Raw genomic sequence first — 14,605 nt, 5'->3', positions numbered from 1 at the left:
CTTGCATCAATTACACCTCCATTGACGGAACCGCTTACTGCTTGTCGGCGAATTGAACGTTGACCTTATATCCATCTGCCTTTGCAATCGGCGCATACGCCTTTTCAACGATTTCCACAGCTTGATCGTTGGCTTCCTGAAGAAGCTCGCTTTTGTTGGCTTTGTTCGATGCCGCCTTCTTCGCCTCCTTCAACGCGTCAGCGGTGTCGGTTACATCATTGCCATTAAACAATGAGTTTTCCACATCAAAGAATTTCAGAGAATCAGGATCGACTGACACCGATTGCAACTCCGCTTTCGGCAATGTGATGGAAATCGTGTGGGCTTCGTTATCAACCGCAATCTTCGCCTTAGACAAGTCGACACCGGCACGAATCTCGTAACTGTAGAACATGGTGAACTTCTTCTTGTTCACATAGGAGACCTTGCCCTCGGAGAACTCCTCAAACCCGTAGTCGTTCTCCTTCGCGGTGGTCAGATCCTGCATCTTTTCAAGCTGACGAGAAACGATCGTCGTAGTGATTGTAGACCCCTCCTTCTGAGGATTAAAAAAATCCTCAGCCTTGCGGTAGATCAACATTCCCAGCAGAACGCAGACCACGATGCCTACAACGATGATGATCGTTTTCGCCTTCTTGCTATTCATGTTCCTCATAACGGATTTTGCCGTCATAATCTTCTCTTTCTCTTGAGAGGCCCGTAGTGACTACGACGTCGTATGTCATATCATTGGCCTTACCATACGCCATTATCGCTGATTTCATCGGCATGAATGTCGATTACTTGGCTAGCGAAACCAACGAGAAACCATTTATACTAAGCAACCAAGTCTGCGTCTGCTACAGCACGGTCAACAATCTTCCCGCTGTTGCACGACGCATATTCGACACTTGGGCAGACGGAATGACCGCCCCTCTCTTTCACATATACGGACAGTTCGCTCATGATTATGACCCAGCAAGATTCACACGCATTCAGTCGACGCCGGAAACATGCCAAGAAACACGTTGGCGAGCACTGACAAACCCGTAGACTCAGGCGGAAAAGTAACCGTCTTCGAGGTTCACGGGCGCGTTGGCTCGTTCGACGGCCGCATTGCTGGATTCAGCGGTCTGTCTGATGATATCCCCATAGCCAGTCAGTGCGGCGAACGGCATGAATTGGGCGGCACGATTATGCGTGCTCATGTGCGCATGCGTGCGCGACTGGCAATGCGGTAGATCGATGATGTCGTCGTAGCGATGGGTCTCCTGCAGGCTCATGCGGCATGGCCCCCGATCTGATTGTTGCGCTGCTGACCGGTAGCGTCATCAAAGAGGTCCATGCCCTTGATGACTGCGTTGTTGCCGAACTTGCGCTTGATGTCAAGGATGGTTCGTTGTACATGGCGTTCGGTCATTTCCGGTTCCGGCCGAGCACCGCGAGCCGCAACGTCCTGCGCTTCCACATCTCCCTCGACAATATCGAACAAGTCTGGTTGGGTATAGTCAGGAACCGTTCGTCGTGCGGCCAATTCCTCTTCAGCAACCAATTCCGCTGCGACCACATTCAACCGCCGCACCAGCAACCGCCTGTCCGCAATCGCGCAAAACAGCTCATCCACGGCGTCACGGATACGGGCTGATGAGGAACTGCACTCCCTCAGATCAATCGATCCGTTCGCAGGTTTGGGCACACGGCGGCCATATCGGTCAACCGCAATCGGACCGTCGTACTCAGCCGCCGCCCGCTCGGCAATCATCTTCAATTCCGGCGTACCGCATTCCCCCAACCGTTTCGGGTCCAAACTGGCGGTGTCATATCCGACCATCAGTCCCATACGGCCGGCCTTCACGCCTTTGGCCACCAGATCCAACGACAGTGTGTCCGCCATCTCCTTGGCGATCAGTCGTGCGGTCTCAAAACCAACGGCACCCGTGAGCACTTGCCCGGAACTCATGCTGTGCCCGGCCGGCTTATACGCCTTGATATCGGCGATGGTGCACGGTTCCCAACCCCACGCGTGGTCGATGAGCAGCTCCGCGTTCACGCCGAACAGCTTGTACAACAGATCCTCGTTGTAGTATTCGGAGGCCTTGCCCAGCGAGCATCGGGCGATATCGCCCATGGTCATCAACCCTTGCGCCTCAAGTTTTCTCGCATATCCGCGGCCCACGCGCCAGAAATCCGTCAACGGCCGATGGTTCCACAGCAGACGCCGGTATGACATCTCATCCAGTTGCGCGATGCGCACGCCGTCCGCATCCGCCGGAATATGCTTCGCCACAATGTCCATGGCCACTTTTGCAAGATACATATTCGTGCCGATGCCGGCCGTCGCGGTGATGGTGGTTTCGTCGAAGATCCGTTGGATGATTTCCTTCGCCAGATTGTGCGCGCCTTTGCCGTAGGCACGCAGGTACCCGGTGACATCCATGAATACCTCGTCAATGGAATAGACGTGAATGTCTTGCGCAGCCACATACTGCAGATAGATGCCGTAGATTTTCGCACTGACGGCGAGATAGTGCGACATGCGGGGTTTGGCGATGTACACGCCTGCGGCGAGATTCGGATTGGCCTCCAGCTCATCCGCCTTGTACGATTCGCCGATGAGCACGCCTCCTGGCGCCGCCTTACGCCGAGTCGCGTTGACCTCCTTGAGTTTTGCCTTGATTTCGAACAGCCGCGCACGCCCGGGAAGCCCGTACTCCTTCAGTGACGGAGATACCGCCAGGCAAATGGTCTTGTCGGTCCTCGACTGATCCGCCACCACCAGATGCGTGCGTAGCGCATCGAAACCAAGTTCCGCGCATTCGGACGAGGCGTAGAAGGACTTCAGATCGATGGCGATATAGGTACGTTCGGCCATGGTCCTTCCTTCCACCCTTCCGACAATGGACGATTTACCCCCTCATCATAGCAAGGTTTTCGAACATCCGTTCGACATGCCGCGTGTTTCATCATTCCTTCCAAACCCGCCGGTTGTAGCCGGCGGTTGGTAGGGTTGAACGGTAGCGAACCCCTTGTCTCCATGGTTTTGGAAGGAGCTTTGGCTTGTCAGCTGAACTCGAAGACATCCACGAGGAATGCGGTATTTTCGGCGTTTGGGGCCACCCGGACGCCGCCCGACTCACCTACTTCGGTCTGCATGCGTTGCAACATCGCGGTCAGGAAGGCGCCGGCATTGTCTCGAATGATAATGGTCATCTCATCGGTCATCGCGGAACGGGTCTGCTGACCCAGGTGTTCAGCGACGAACGTGAAATCGAACGTCTGAAGGGAGACAGGGCGATCGGCCATGTGCGTTACGCCACTGCCGGTTCGGGCGGCACCGACAACATCCAACCGTTCATTTTCCGTTTCCATGACGGCGATATGGCCCTATGCCACAATGGCAATCTGACGAATTGCCCGTCCCTGCGTCGCAAGCTGGAAGATGAAGGCGCGATCTTCCATTCCAACTCCGATACCGAAGTGCTCATGCACCTGCTGCGTCGTTCCATGCAACGTACGTTCATGGACAAACTCAAGGAAGCGCTCAACACCGTGCACGGCGGTTTTGCCTATCTGATCATGACCGAAGACGCCATGATCGGCGCGCTCGATCCGAATGGCTTCCGACCGCTCTCCCTCGGCAAGATGAAGAACGGCGCCTATGTGCTCGCCTCCGAGACTTGCGCGCTCGATATCGTCGGCGCCGAACTCGTGCGCAATATCCGTCCGGGCGAGATCGTAGTGATCAATGACCACGGCTACAAGATCGTGCAATACACCAACCAGACGCAGTTGGCCATCTGCTCGATGGAATTCATCTACTTCGCCCGCCCTGATTCCGACATCTACGGTGTGAACGTGCACTCCGCCCGCAAGCGCATGGGCGCACGACTGGCGCAGGAATCCCCGGTCGAGGCCGACATGGTCATCGGCGTACCGAACTCCTCGCTCTCCGCCGCTTCCGGCTATGCGGAAACCGCCGGATTGCCGAACGAAATGGGCCTGATCAAAAACCAGTACGTAGCCCGCACCTTCATCCAGCCAACGCAGGAACTGCGCGAACAGGGCGTGCGTATGAAGCTGTCCGCTGTGCGCGGCGTGGTCAAAGGCAAGCGGGTGGTCGTCATCGACGATTCCATCGTGCGTGGCACCACCTCCAAGCGCATCGTGCAGCTGCTCAAGGAGGCCGGCGCGGCAGAGGTGCACATGCGCATCAGCTCACCACCGCTGAAATATCCGTGTTTCTATGGCATCGACATCTCCACCACCAAGGAGCTCATCGCCGCTAAGAAATCGGTCGAGGAGATTCGCGATTTCATCGGTGCCGACTCCTTGGCGTTCCTGTCGCTCGACGGCTTGGTCGAATCCATCGGTCTGGGTGCGGATGCGCCCTACGGAGGCCTGTGCGTCGCTTACTTCAACGGCGACTACCCCACCGCCCTTGCCGACTACGAAGCCGACTTCCTCAAATCCCTCACCCCTGAGGATCGCGTGCGTCTGCCTGAGTTCGCCCTGTACAAGAGCAAGTACGAGGGCAACGAGTACAAGGTGCAGCCGACGGAGGCACAAGAATAACCGTTTCGGGTTCCGCATGGCGATTCGACCATCCGGAACCCGACTCATTACACGTCCGCAACCACAAAGAAGAACACTGGAACCCTAGAAAGGTTTGATATGCCAAAAGCATATGAAGAGGCCGGCGTAAGCGTCGAAGCCGGTTACGAAGTCGTCAAGCGCATCAAGTCCCATGTGGCACGCACCAACCGTCCTGGCGTGGTCGGCGGCATCGGCGGCTTCGGCGGCCTGTTCGACCTCGCTTCTCTCGGCTATAAGGAGCCTGTGCTGATTTCCGGTACCGATGGCGTCGGCACCAAGTTGGTCGTGGCCAAGATGGCGAACAAGCACAATACCATCGGCATCGATTGCGTGGCCATGTGCGTCAACGACATCGCCGCCCAAGGTGCCGAACCGCTCTTTTTCCTGGACTACATCGCCTGCGGCAAGAACGACCCGGCCCTGCTTGAGCAGGTCGTTTCAGGAGTCGCCGACGGTTGTGTGCAGGCCGGTTCCGGTCTGATCGGCGGCGAGACCGCCGAAATGCCGGGCATGTACGACGCAGATGAGTACGATCTGGCCGGTTTCGCAGTCGGCGTGGCTGAAAAGTCCGCAATCGTCGACGGCTCCACCATCTGCGAAGGTGACGTGCTCATCGGCCTGCCATCCACAGGCGTGCATTCCAACGGCTTCTCCTTGGTACGCAAAGCCTTGTTCGAACAGGCCGGCTACACCGTGGACACCGTGCTGGACGAACTGAACGGTGAAAAGCTCGGCGACGTGCTGCTCACCCCAACCAAAATCTATGTGAAGGCTCTTTCCCCACTGTTCAAGGCGGGCGTGGTCAAGGGCGTGGCCCACATCACCGGCGGCGGTTTCATCGAGAACGTCCCGCGCATGATTCCGGACGGCCTTGCCGCCCGCATCAACCTCGGCTCCTGGCCGATCCTGCCAATTTTCGACGTACTCGAGAAGGCCGGCGAAATCGATCATATGGAAATGTTCAACATCTTCAACATGGGTATCGGCATGGTGCTGGCCGTGAGCGCCGACCGTGCGGATGAAACCATGGAGTTGCTGAAGAGCAACGGCGAGACCGGCTATGTGCTGGGCAGCATTGTGAAGAAGACCAACGACGACGTCGAACTTCAGTAATGGCAATAAGGGGTGAACCGGATCGGTTCACCCCGATCATTTCGTAGCAACCCCTCGGCGGGGACAGTGATAGGAGGAAATATGAAGGTTCTGGTTATCGGTTCCGGCGCGCGCGAGCACGCCATCGCGCACGCGTTGATGCGTGGCGGCAGTGTCAGCGAGGTCACCGTGGCCCCGGGCAATCCGGGCATGGAACTGGACGGCATCCGCACTACGCAGCTCAATCCTTCCAACCATGCCGCGCTGGTCGAATTCGTGAAGAACAACGACTACGACTGGGTATTCGTCGGTCCGGAAGTGCCGTTGATCGAAGGCATTGTCGACGATTTCGCCGCAGCCGGCATCAAGGCGTTCGGCCCGAATAAGGCCGCCGCCCAGATCGAGGGCTCCAAGGATTTCGCCAAGCAGCTTATGGAACGTCACGACATTCCGACCGCAAAGTATCAGACCTTCGACGACCTGGACCGTTCCGCAGCCTACGTGCGCGAACATGGTGCCCCGATCGTGATCAAGGCTGACGGTTTGGCTGCGGGCAAAGGCGTGACCGTTGCGATGGATGAGGAAACCGCCATTGCCGCTTTGGAAGATATTTTCGTCGATCACCGTTTCGGTAACGCCGGTGCCAAAGTGGTTATCGAAGACTTCCTCGAAGGCCAGGAATTCTCGCTGATGAGCTTCGTGAACGGCACCGACTTCTGGCCGATGCCGATTTCGCAGGATCACAAGCGCGCCTACGATGAGGACAAGGGCCCGAACACCGGCGGCATGGGCGCCTACAGCCCGGTGCCGCAAATCGGCCAGGATGTGATCGACACCGCCATTGAGACCATCGTCAAACCGACCGTCGAAGCCATGGCCGACGAAGGCACACCGTTCACCGGCATTCTGTATGCGGGTCTGATCGACACCGCCGACGGTCCGAAGGTCATCGAGTTCAACGCCCGCTTCGGCGATCCGGAAACCGAAGTGGTGCTGCCGAAACTCACTTCCGACCTCGGTGCCGGCATCAATGCCATTCTTAATGGCGAAGCCCCGGAGTTCACTTGGGATGGCGAGAACGCCACCCTTGGCGTGGTGCTCGCCGCCGAAGGCTATCCGGTCAACGTGGTCAAGGGTGCCGCAATCCCTGAGATTCCGGTTGATCAGGATTCCCATGTCTACTACGCCGGCGTGGCCAATGGCGACAACGGTCTGGTGGCCAGCTCCGGCCGCGTGCTGCTCGTCGAAACCTCCGCCGCCGACATCAAGGCCGCCCAGGACAAGGTCTACGCAATCATCGACCAGCTTGACACCACAGGCATGTTCTACCGCCACGACATCGGTTCCAAGGCGTTGAACGCATAAACGACATACGAACATACGAGGCGAGCCCGCCGATCGAATGCCTGCACAGTCAGGAAACCATTCGATTGGCGGGCTCGCCGTGAATTTCGACCGCATTCGTGAGCGGACGGGATTAATGGTCGCCCTCGATCCCGTCAACCGCACCGTTCGCGGCATGCCGCCGCCATCACTTCGGCAGATTCATGAAACCAGTGGATTTCAGATAGTTCTTACCTGCCGTGATGTCATATTGGATCAGCCTGTAGTCGGCCAGCAACTGCTTGGTTTCGGCATCGAGATCCTTTTCGGCCATCGGCTTGCCGTCTTGGTCAAGATAGATGTTCTGACCTTCGGGAATGCGATCCCAGCCTTGGATGTTGTTGACGACCGGTGGTTCCATGGCGGCGATCTTGGAATGCATCTGCGTAAGGAACGCCAGATACGGCGATACCTTGGCGTCCATATGTTCGGCCGCCTCGGCCACGAAGAAGTTCGGCGAAGAGTAATTGTCGTCGGAAATCTTGGTATTGGCCGAGGACGAGGCCTTATTGGACCAGATGAAATAGTCGGTCAGGTGCAGGTCGAGCGAATTATCCTCATCCTCGCTGGCGGATGAGTAGATGCCCGGCAGATGATCGCCATAGAAGACTACGGTGATCGGCTTGTCGATTTCGTCAAGCTGCTCAAGGAAGTCCTTGGTGGCGGTGTCGGTCAGTTCCACGCCCTTGGCATAGGTTTCGATAGACTCGGTTTCGCCTTCCCCCAGCGGTGTGCCGGTGGTCGATTCGGCCTTGAACTCATTGTTCTTGTACCAATTCTTATACGGCATGTGATTCTGCATGGTGATGAGCTGCAGGAACTGACCGCTCTTGCTCTTTTTCACCTCTTCGATGGTGCTCGTATAGGCGGCCTCGTCGCTGACGTACGGGGAATCATCGATCTTGTCCTGATGCGAGATGATGTCATCGCCTTCAAGCGTGTAGAAGTGCGAGAAACCGAACTTCTTATAATTCGTGGCGCGCGAATACATGGACGGCTCGTACGGGTGCAGGCCGATGGAGTTCTTGGCAGCGCCCCACATCTGGTTGATGGTCGGCGTCCAATGCTCGGTCGGCACCAGCTGCTGGTAGGGACTGGTCAGCGACGAATCGAAATTCGCCATGCTCAGGCCGGTCAGACCCATATATTCGAGATTGGCGGTGCCGCCACCGTATCCGGAAGAGAGCATCAGGCCGGAAGTGGTGTGCTCCTTGATGGAACGGATATTCGGCATCGCGTCCTTGTTAACCTTCAGCCCCGGCACACGCGAGGGGTCGGAGAAGGATTCGGACAGCACATAGATCACGGTGCTGTCGGTCATGTTCGCGGAACGATTCGCGTTGATCTTCTTCGCGGCCTTTGCATAGCGTGCGGCCACGGCCTTCATGGTCTCTTCGCTGTAATCGGAAGGCTTGTCCATGACTTTCGGATTGAGCTGACGCACGAAGGAGACGACCGGGCCGTTGCGTTGCGCATCGTAGACGGAATCCCACATGGAAGGCGTGTCTCCCATGCCCCGGGACAGGCCGTATGCCCATGAATCCACGGTGCCGACCTGCGCGACATACAGACCGAATCCGAGACCGGGCACCGCGATCAGCAGCAGTCGGGTGACTGCGGCAAGCCCGGGGTTGGCACTGCGGATCATGCGACCATGACGCCCGTCAATATGGTTGAGGAACACGATCAATGCCACGAACACGACGAACGCGGCCGCGGCAACGCCAATCACCAGCGGCGCGTTCGATGGCATGAAACTCATGAGATTGCCGGTATTCGAACCGAGGAAGTTCAGATCGGACGGCAGAATCGCCTCATAACGAATCTCAACCTTAAATCGTTCGATTACCGCAATGACCGTGGCGATTGCGATCAGTACCGGCGTGGCTATCCAGAAACGATTGCACAGCATGAGCAGCACCAGATAGACGATGCCGACCATAATCATGTTCAGCAGAAGCACGAAATTCAGCTTCAGCCACATTTTCGAGACGAGGTCACCCAGACCGTTGAGCGGGCTGGACAGCGTCACCCTGGTGCTGGACAGCGTCACGCCCCACTGCAGAATCGCAATCGCAAGAAAATCGAATACCAGGAACAGCACGGCGTAGAGCCAACCCGGGAACGCCTTGCGTTCCTTGCCGCGAGCGGACGGGCCGACCGTTGCGATGCTCAGTTCTTCAATTGGTTTGTTCACGGATGTTCTGGTCACGCGTTTCCCCACTTTGTTCACGTTTTGCCATGCTCATTGTGATATATGTTCCTGAAAAGAGCGGTATGCGAGCATATTTCTTTACGATTTTCGCTACTCGCGGGCGATAATGCTACGTCTTCCCGTGCGGCTATCGACGGTGCCGACAGTCGGGGCACAGGCCGAACACCTCGACGGTGTGCGATTCGATGGTGAAGCCGTGCTTTTCCGCGATGCCGCGCAGCCAGTCTTCACTCGGAGGGTCGATTTCCACGGTTTTACCGCATGACGTACATACCAGATGATGGTGATGCCCGTCGTCACCGCATAAACGGTACAATTGCTGGCCGTCGAGCCGTACCGTATCGGCACGGCCCGACTCGACCAGCGCGTTGAGTTGGCGGTACACCGTCGCCAGACCGATATGCACACCCTCGTCCTCCAGCTTGCGGTGCAGGTCCTGGGCGGAGATGAATTCGTCATTGCCGCTCAGCGCCTCCCGGATCGCATCCTTCTGACGGGTCTGACGTACGATGTGTTCACTCATTGGTTCGAATTTCAGGCTTTCTTCAAGTCGTTCCAGCAGCCGGTCGATTCCAGATCGGCCACGGTTTCGGCGGTGTCGTCGGTCAGCACGGTGATGTGTCCCATCTTACGATCGTGGCGCACCTCGGCCTTGCAATAGTCATGCACGTTCCATTCGGGATGATCGGCGATCAAGGCACGGGTCGGCGCCACATGCTGGCCGAGCACATTCACCATCACGGCCGGTTTCAACAGCCGAGGCTGTTCGAGCGGCCATCCGGCGATGCCACGGATGTGTGCGTCGAACTGGTCGAAAGAGCATGCCTCAATGGTGTAGTGTCCGGAATTGTGCGGGCGCGGAGCCAATTCATTGACCACTACCCTGCCATCCTTGGTGACGAACAGCTCGATGGCCAGAATACCAGCCAGCGTAAAGCCCTCAGCCAAACGCAGGGCGAGTTCGTGCGCCTCACACGCCACCTCATCGCTCACTTCGGCCGGTGCGATGGTCATATGCAGGATGTTGTTGCGATGCTCGTTGCGTACGATCGGGAAGGTCACGTAGTCCTTGCCGTTGCCAGCCACAAGGATGCTCGCCTCGAAGGCAAAATCGACGAATCCCTCAAGAATGCTGGGAGGGAAGCCACCGCCGCGATCGCCACGGGCGCGCACCTTCTCCAAATCCGCTTCGGAACGCAGTACGGTCTGACCGTGACCGTCATAACCACCGGAACGGGTCTTCAGCACGGCCGGATAATGAATCTCATCCAATGCCGCGTCGAGTTCCTCAAAACTGTTCACGGCCTTCCACGGAGCGGTTTCGGTGCCATGATCGTTGATGAAACGCTTTTCATTGACACGATCCTGCGTAACGCGCAGCAAATCGGTACCCTGCGGTGCCGCAGCAAGGGCGCGCACCTGATCGATGGCATCGGCATCCACGTTCTCGAATTCGTAGGTGAGTACGTCGGATCGCTCTGCCAGTTCGCGGATGGCGTTGATGTCGTCGTATTCGGCGGCGATCTGGAAATCAGCCACCTGCGCGGTCGGACAATCGGGGGTGGGGTCGAGCACCCCGATCCTGAAGCCCATATATCGTGCGGACAGTGCCATCATACGGCCAAGCTGTCCACCGCCGATGATGCCGATGGTAGCCCCCGGCATCAGACGCTCGACACGGCCGTCGGTTTCCTCAGACAAGCTGGGCATTGGATTCAGCCACCTTTTCCTTCAATGAATCACGGTATTCCTGCAGAGCCTCGGCCAAGCGCTCGTCGGTGGTGCTCAGCATGCTCACGGCCAACAGGCCCGCATTGGTGGCACCGGAGTTGCCCACGGCGGTGGTGGCCACCGGGATGCCGCCAGGCATCTGCACGATGGACAACAGCGAATCCCAGCCGGACAGGGCGTGGGAACGCACCGGAACGCCGATGACCGGCAACGTGGTCTGGGCTGCGACCATGCCCGGCAGGTGGGCCGCCCCACCCGCGCCGGCGATGATGACCTTCAGGCCATTGGCACGGGCGTCATGGGCGAACTCACCCATGAGTTCCGGAGTGCGGTGTGCGGAAATCACCTGCTTCATGTACGGCACTTCGAACTCGTCGAGTATCTCGCATGCATGCCTCATGGTTTCCCAGTCGCTCGCCGAGCCCATGATCACCGCCACTTCGGGCTTATTGTCTGCCATGAAAACCTCCGTAGAGAATAGCCAAGAATACCTTTGCTACTTTACGCAATCGGCTAGATGTGCAGCACTATCTTTCCGAAAACATCGCCGTCGATCACTTTGGCGAAGGCGCGACGCGCATCGGCGAGCGCGAACGTGGAGTCGATCACCGGATGCAGGTCCGCGTGTTCCACGAAGCGGAGCAGTCTTGCGAAGTCCTCTCGCGATCCCATGGTGTTGCCTTGCACGCGGATGTCTTGGAAGAACACGCGAGTCAGTTCGGCTCCGGGCTGGTCGCCGGTGGTGGCGCCGCAGATGGCGATGGTGCCGCCGGGTCGTACCGATCTGACCGAATGGCTCCATGTGGCCGCGCCCACCGATTCGATGACCGCATCAACCTTGCGTGGCAGTCGTGCGGCGGGTTCGAAGGCCGCGTCGGCACCGAGTTCCACGGCCTTGGCGCGCTTGGCTTCGCTGCGGGAGGTGACGAACACCTCCAGACCGGCCGCATGCGCGAGCTGTATGGCCGCGGTGGACACGCCGCCGCCCGCACCTTGAATCAGAATCGTATCCCCGGGTTTTACGTTCGCCGAGGTGAACAATAGCGAATACGCGGTCAACCAGCTGGTGCCGAGTGCAGCGGCTTCGTCAAGGTTCAGGTTGGACGGTTTGGCGAACACGTTCGCGCTGGGTACCTGCGTCAGCTCGGCCATGGTTCCCGCGTATTTTTCGGACAGGATGGTGCGTCGCTCCCCTGGCATGACCCCTGCGCCGTCGGTGCCGATGAACGTGTAGAGCACCACTTCGCTTCCGGCTTTGAGCCCTTTGCGTACGGGAATGTCCTCTTCGAGCACGCCGGCCGCGTCGGTGCCGAGGATCATCGGCGTGGCATCGGCGCTCAGGCCCACGCCTTGCAGACTCCAGACATCATGGTGGTTCACGGTGGAGGCATGCACGCTGATGGTCGACCAGAACGGCTTGCCTTGTGGTTCCGGCCGCTCGCCCACCTCCAGCACGGACAGCGGATCGTCGTAATCCACCCCTGCAGCGTATACGGCCCTCATTGGCCCTCCTTTGCGAATACTGTGTGCAACGTTTCGTAGACTCCATTGTGCCGCAGTTGAGAAGACTTTGCAGTCATTTGCCCGCAAATCTCACCGCGGGGGCATATGGTGCGATAGGATTTCGCCTTTGGAAGGCAAGGGAAAGGATCGTTGGACAAGATGACCGTTGGCATGTTGAATTCGATACACTCTCCGGCCGACGTGCATGCTCTTTCCTCTTCGCAGCTTGCCGATCTGTGCGCTGAAATCCGTGGCACCCTGTTGGAATACGGCAGGCGCCATGGTGGCCATATCGGCTCGAATCTGGGTATCGTGGAATTGACGGTGGCCCTGCACCGCGTATTCGATTCACCGCGTGACCGTCTTGTCTTCGACGTCTCCCACCAAAGCTACGTGCATAAGATGCTGACCGGGCGTGCCACGGCCTATACCGATCCGAAACAGTTCGGGTCGGTGACCGGCTTCACGAATCCGCTCGAAAGCGAGCACGATTCCTTCGTGCTGGGGCATACCGGCACATCCATCTCATTGGCCTGCGGTCTTGCGAAGACCCGCGATATGCAGGTCAGTGCCTCCGGTTCCAGCGCGATCGGCAATGTGATCGCCGTGATCGGCGACGGCGCGTTGAGCTCGGCGATCGCCTTCGAGGGACTGAACAACGCGGCTGAACAGGGCGGCAATCTCATCATCATCGTCAATGACAACGAGATGTCGATAGCCGAGGATTTCGGCGGCATGTACGGCTCGCTGGCGGCGCTGCGCAAGTCGGACGGCACGGCCGCATTGAACCTGTTCAAAGCGTTCGGTCTGGACTACCGATATGTGGAGCGGGGCAACGATGTGCACGCGCTGGTGGAGGCGCTGCGCGCAGTCAAGGACATCGACCATCCGATCGTGGTGCATGTGCATACCATCAAGGGACTCGGATTCGACGAAGCGGCCGGCGATGGCAACAATGGTTCGGATGGCTGCAACCAGACAGGTACCGAACCGCATGCCGGCCAATGCGAGGCGAATCACTGGCAGAATCCCGATTCTGCGCTCAACGCGGCACTCGACGCGCGTAAATACTATGGCGCCATGGCGATGAACTCGCTCGAATCGCGGTTTGCGAACGAACCGGGATTGGTGGTCATCTCCCCCGCGACACCCGGGTCGAACGGCATAACCCGTGATTTCCGTGAACGCGCGGGTGCGCACTATATCGATACCGGCATCACCGAGGAACATGCCGCGGCGTTCGCGGCAGGTATCGCCAAAGCCGGCGGAAGACCGGTGTTGGCGACTTCCGCCACGTTTTTCCAGCGCACGTTCGATCAGCTGCAGCAGGAGTTGTCGCTGAACCATGTTCCGGTGACGCTGCTGATCTTCGGCGCCGGCCTTTCCGGTACGGACAACACGCATTCCGGCGCCTTTGATATCACGATGTTCGCGAATATCCCGGATCTGACCTGCCTTGCGCCGACCAGCGGCGAGCAGATGCTCGACATGCTGGCGTGGGCCACCGGCCCGTCCGAACATGGCGTGGTGGCGATCCGCATGCCCGGCGAGCAGATTCTCGAGTTGGAACGCGCCGCGGATATGGCGTTCGATCCGATAGCACGTGCCGCAGGCCACGAACCGGTCATTCCGGCTGTCGACAATGCCGGCGATTGTCCGTTCAACAGGTATCAGATTCTTCAGGCGGGGCGGGATATCGCGGTTCTGGGACTTGGCAACACCGTCGCGTTGGCTTCCCAAGTGGTCGACCGCCTGTCGGAAGGCGGCGCCGATGGCGATTCGAACGGTCTGCCGGCTCTCCCGGTGACCGCCACGCTGATTGCGGTGCCGCAGTATTCCTCGTTGGATGAGGAACTGTTGTCCATGTTGGCGGATGGCCACCGGATCGTAGTGACCCTTGAGGATGGACAACTGGAGGGCGGATGGGGCGAGAAGATCACCGCCTTCTACGCCAATTCGACCGATTCGCGGGCGAACGCCGTGCATGTCCTCAATTTCGGTGCGGTCAAGGAGTTCACCGACCGTGTGCCGCTTGCCGATCTCAACCGGCGTTACGGCCTGACGTCCGAGTGTATCGTCAACCGTATTCGTCAGGCGCGTCCCTAGTGC

General features: G+C 58.4%; 12 protein-coding genes. 4 read left to right on the top strand and 8 right to left on the bottom strand.

Features of this window, described 5'->3' with window-relative positions:
- Positions 1-34 precede the first annotated feature (34 nt).
- The 3 genes from HMPREF1494_RS02550 to HMPREF1494_RS02540 all read right to left on the bottom strand — a co-directional run bounded on the left by HMPREF1494_RS02550 (position 35) and on the right by HMPREF1494_RS02540 (position 2,851).
- A complete protein-coding gene (locus HMPREF1494_RS02550) occupies positions 35-646 on the bottom strand; it encodes a DUF4230 domain-containing protein (protein ID WP_012901997.1) in 612 nt (203 codons plus the stop codon).
- 388 nt (positions 647-1,034) lie between these two features.
- Positions 1,035-1,262, bottom strand: a complete 228-nt coding sequence (locus HMPREF1494_RS02545) for a hypothetical protein (RefSeq protein ID WP_003836862.1) — start codon at positions 1,260-1,262, stop codon at positions 1,035-1,037.
- The gene (locus tag HMPREF1494_RS02540; protein ID WP_034519159.1) at positions 1,259-2,851 is read right to left on the bottom strand and encodes a Y-family DNA polymerase; all 1,593 of its coding nucleotides are present in this window, start codon (positions 2,849-2,851) and stop codon (positions 1,259-1,261) included. The genes HMPREF1494_RS02545 and HMPREF1494_RS02540 overlap by 4 nt, the downstream gene beginning before the upstream one ends.
- Before the next feature lie 185 nt (positions 2,852-3,036).
- Between HMPREF1494_RS02540 and purF the strand changes: the two genes are divergently transcribed.
- From purF to purD, 3 genes are all read left to right on the top strand, one after another.
- Positions 3,037-4,551, top strand: coding sequence for an amidophosphoribosyltransferase (purF, locus tag HMPREF1494_RS02535; protein ID WP_034519156.1), 1,515 nt, complete (start codon positions 3,037-3,039; stop codon positions 4,549-4,551).
- Positions 4,552-4,650: 99 nt separating this feature from the next.
- Positions 4,651-5,685, top strand: coding sequence for a phosphoribosylformylglycinamidine cyclo-ligase (purM, locus tag HMPREF1494_RS02530; protein ID WP_003842452.1), 1,035 nt, complete (start codon positions 4,651-4,653; stop codon positions 5,683-5,685).
- 81 nt (positions 5,686-5,766) lie between these two features.
- Positions 5,767-7,029 carry a phosphoribosylamine--glycine ligase gene (gene purD, locus HMPREF1494_RS02525; protein WP_034519153.1) on the top strand — a complete coding sequence of 421 codons (1,263 nt, stop codon included), beginning with the start codon at positions 5,767-5,769 and terminating at the stop codon, positions 7,027-7,029.
- A gap of 166 nt (positions 7,030-7,195) precedes the next feature.
- On the opposite strand, the gene HMPREF1494_RS02520 is transcribed toward purD, so the two are convergent.
- The 5 genes from HMPREF1494_RS02520 to HMPREF1494_RS02500 form a co-directional block, all read right to left on the bottom strand.
- Positions 7,196-9,244 carry an LTA synthase family protein gene (locus tag HMPREF1494_RS02520; RefSeq protein ID WP_231495296.1) on the bottom strand — a complete coding sequence of 683 codons (2,049 nt, stop codon included), beginning with the start codon at positions 9,242-9,244 and terminating at the stop codon, positions 7,196-7,198.
- A gap of 145 nt (positions 9,245-9,389) precedes the next feature.
- On the bottom strand, positions 9,390-9,785 hold the full coding sequence (locus HMPREF1494_RS02515) for a Fur family transcriptional regulator (RefSeq protein ID WP_003836874.1): 396 nt from the start codon (positions 9,783-9,785) through the stop codon (positions 9,390-9,392).
- Between the two features lie 11 nt (positions 9,786-9,796).
- A complete protein-coding gene (purK, locus tag HMPREF1494_RS02510) occupies positions 9,797-10,972 on the bottom strand; it encodes a 5-(carboxyamino)imidazole ribonucleotide synthase (RefSeq protein ID WP_003842454.1) in 1,176 nt (391 codons plus the stop codon).
- Positions 10,956-11,453 carry a 5-(carboxyamino)imidazole ribonucleotide mutase gene (purE, locus tag HMPREF1494_RS02505; RefSeq protein ID WP_003836878.1) on the bottom strand — a complete coding sequence of 166 codons (498 nt, stop codon included), beginning with the start codon at positions 11,451-11,453 and terminating at the stop codon, positions 10,956-10,958. The genes purK and purE overlap by 17 nt, the downstream gene beginning before the upstream one ends.
- A gap of 53 nt (positions 11,454-11,506) precedes the next feature.
- Positions 11,507-12,496 (bottom strand): zinc-binding dehydrogenase, encoded by a 990-nt coding sequence (locus HMPREF1494_RS02500; protein WP_003836879.1) that lies wholly within the window; start codon positions 12,494-12,496, stop codon positions 11,507-11,509.
- 159 nt (positions 12,497-12,655) lie between these two features.
- Between HMPREF1494_RS02500 and HMPREF1494_RS02495 the strand changes: the two genes are divergently transcribed.
- A complete protein-coding gene (locus HMPREF1494_RS02495; protein WP_034519149.1) occupies positions 12,656-14,602 on the top strand; it encodes a 1-deoxy-D-xylulose-5-phosphate synthase in 1,947 nt (648 codons plus the stop codon).
- Positions 14,603-14,605 lie beyond the last annotated feature (3 nt).

Source organism: Bifidobacterium sp. MSTE12 (assembly GCF_000513015.1).
Taxonomy (GTDB): domain Bacteria; phylum Actinomycetota; class Actinomycetes; order Actinomycetales; family Bifidobacteriaceae; genus Bifidobacterium; species Bifidobacterium dentium.
The sequence above is the reverse complement of the archived record's forward strand: the minus strand, read 5'-3'. Positions and strand labels throughout refer to the sequence as shown.

What these genes read in the sequence shown, in the direction of transcription:
- HMPREF1494_RS02550 (WP_012901997.1), bottom strand. Translation starts at nt 646, where the DNA reads ATGAATAGCAAGAAGGCGAAAACGATCATCATCGTTGTAGGCATCGTG.
- HMPREF1494_RS02545 (WP_003836862.1), bottom strand. Translation starts at nt 1,262, where the DNA reads ATGAGCCTGCAGGAGACCCATCGCTACGACGACATCATCGATCTACCG.
- HMPREF1494_RS02540 (WP_034519159.1), bottom strand. Translation starts at nt 2,851, where the DNA reads ATGGCCGAACGTACCTATATCGCCATCGATCTGAAGTCCTTCTACGCC.
- purM (WP_003842452.1), top strand. Translation starts at nt 4,651, where the DNA reads ATGCCAAAAGCATATGAAGAGGCCGGCGTAAGCGTCGAAGCCGGTTAC.
- purD (WP_034519153.1), top strand. Translation starts at nt 5,767, where the DNA reads ATGAAGGTTCTGGTTATCGGTTCCGGCGCGCGCGAGCACGCCATCGCG.
- HMPREF1494_RS02515 (WP_003836874.1), bottom strand. Translation starts at nt 9,785, where the DNA reads ATGAGTGAACACATCGTACGTCAGACCCGTCAGAAGGATGCGATCCGG.
- purK (WP_003842454.1), bottom strand. Translation starts at nt 10,972, where the DNA reads ATGCCCAGCTTGTCTGAGGAAACCGACGGCCGTGTCGAGCGTCTGATG.
- purE (WP_003836878.1), bottom strand. Translation starts at nt 11,453, where the DNA reads ATGGCAGACAATAAGCCCGAAGTGGCGGTGATCATGGGCTCGGCGAGC.
- HMPREF1494_RS02500 (WP_003836879.1), bottom strand. Translation starts at nt 12,496, where the DNA reads ATGAGGGCCGTATACGCTGCAGGGGTGGATTACGACGATCCGCTGTCC.
- HMPREF1494_RS02495 (WP_034519149.1), top strand. Translation starts at nt 12,656, where the DNA reads ATGACCGTTGGCATGTTGAATTCGATACACTCTCCGGCCGACGTGCAT.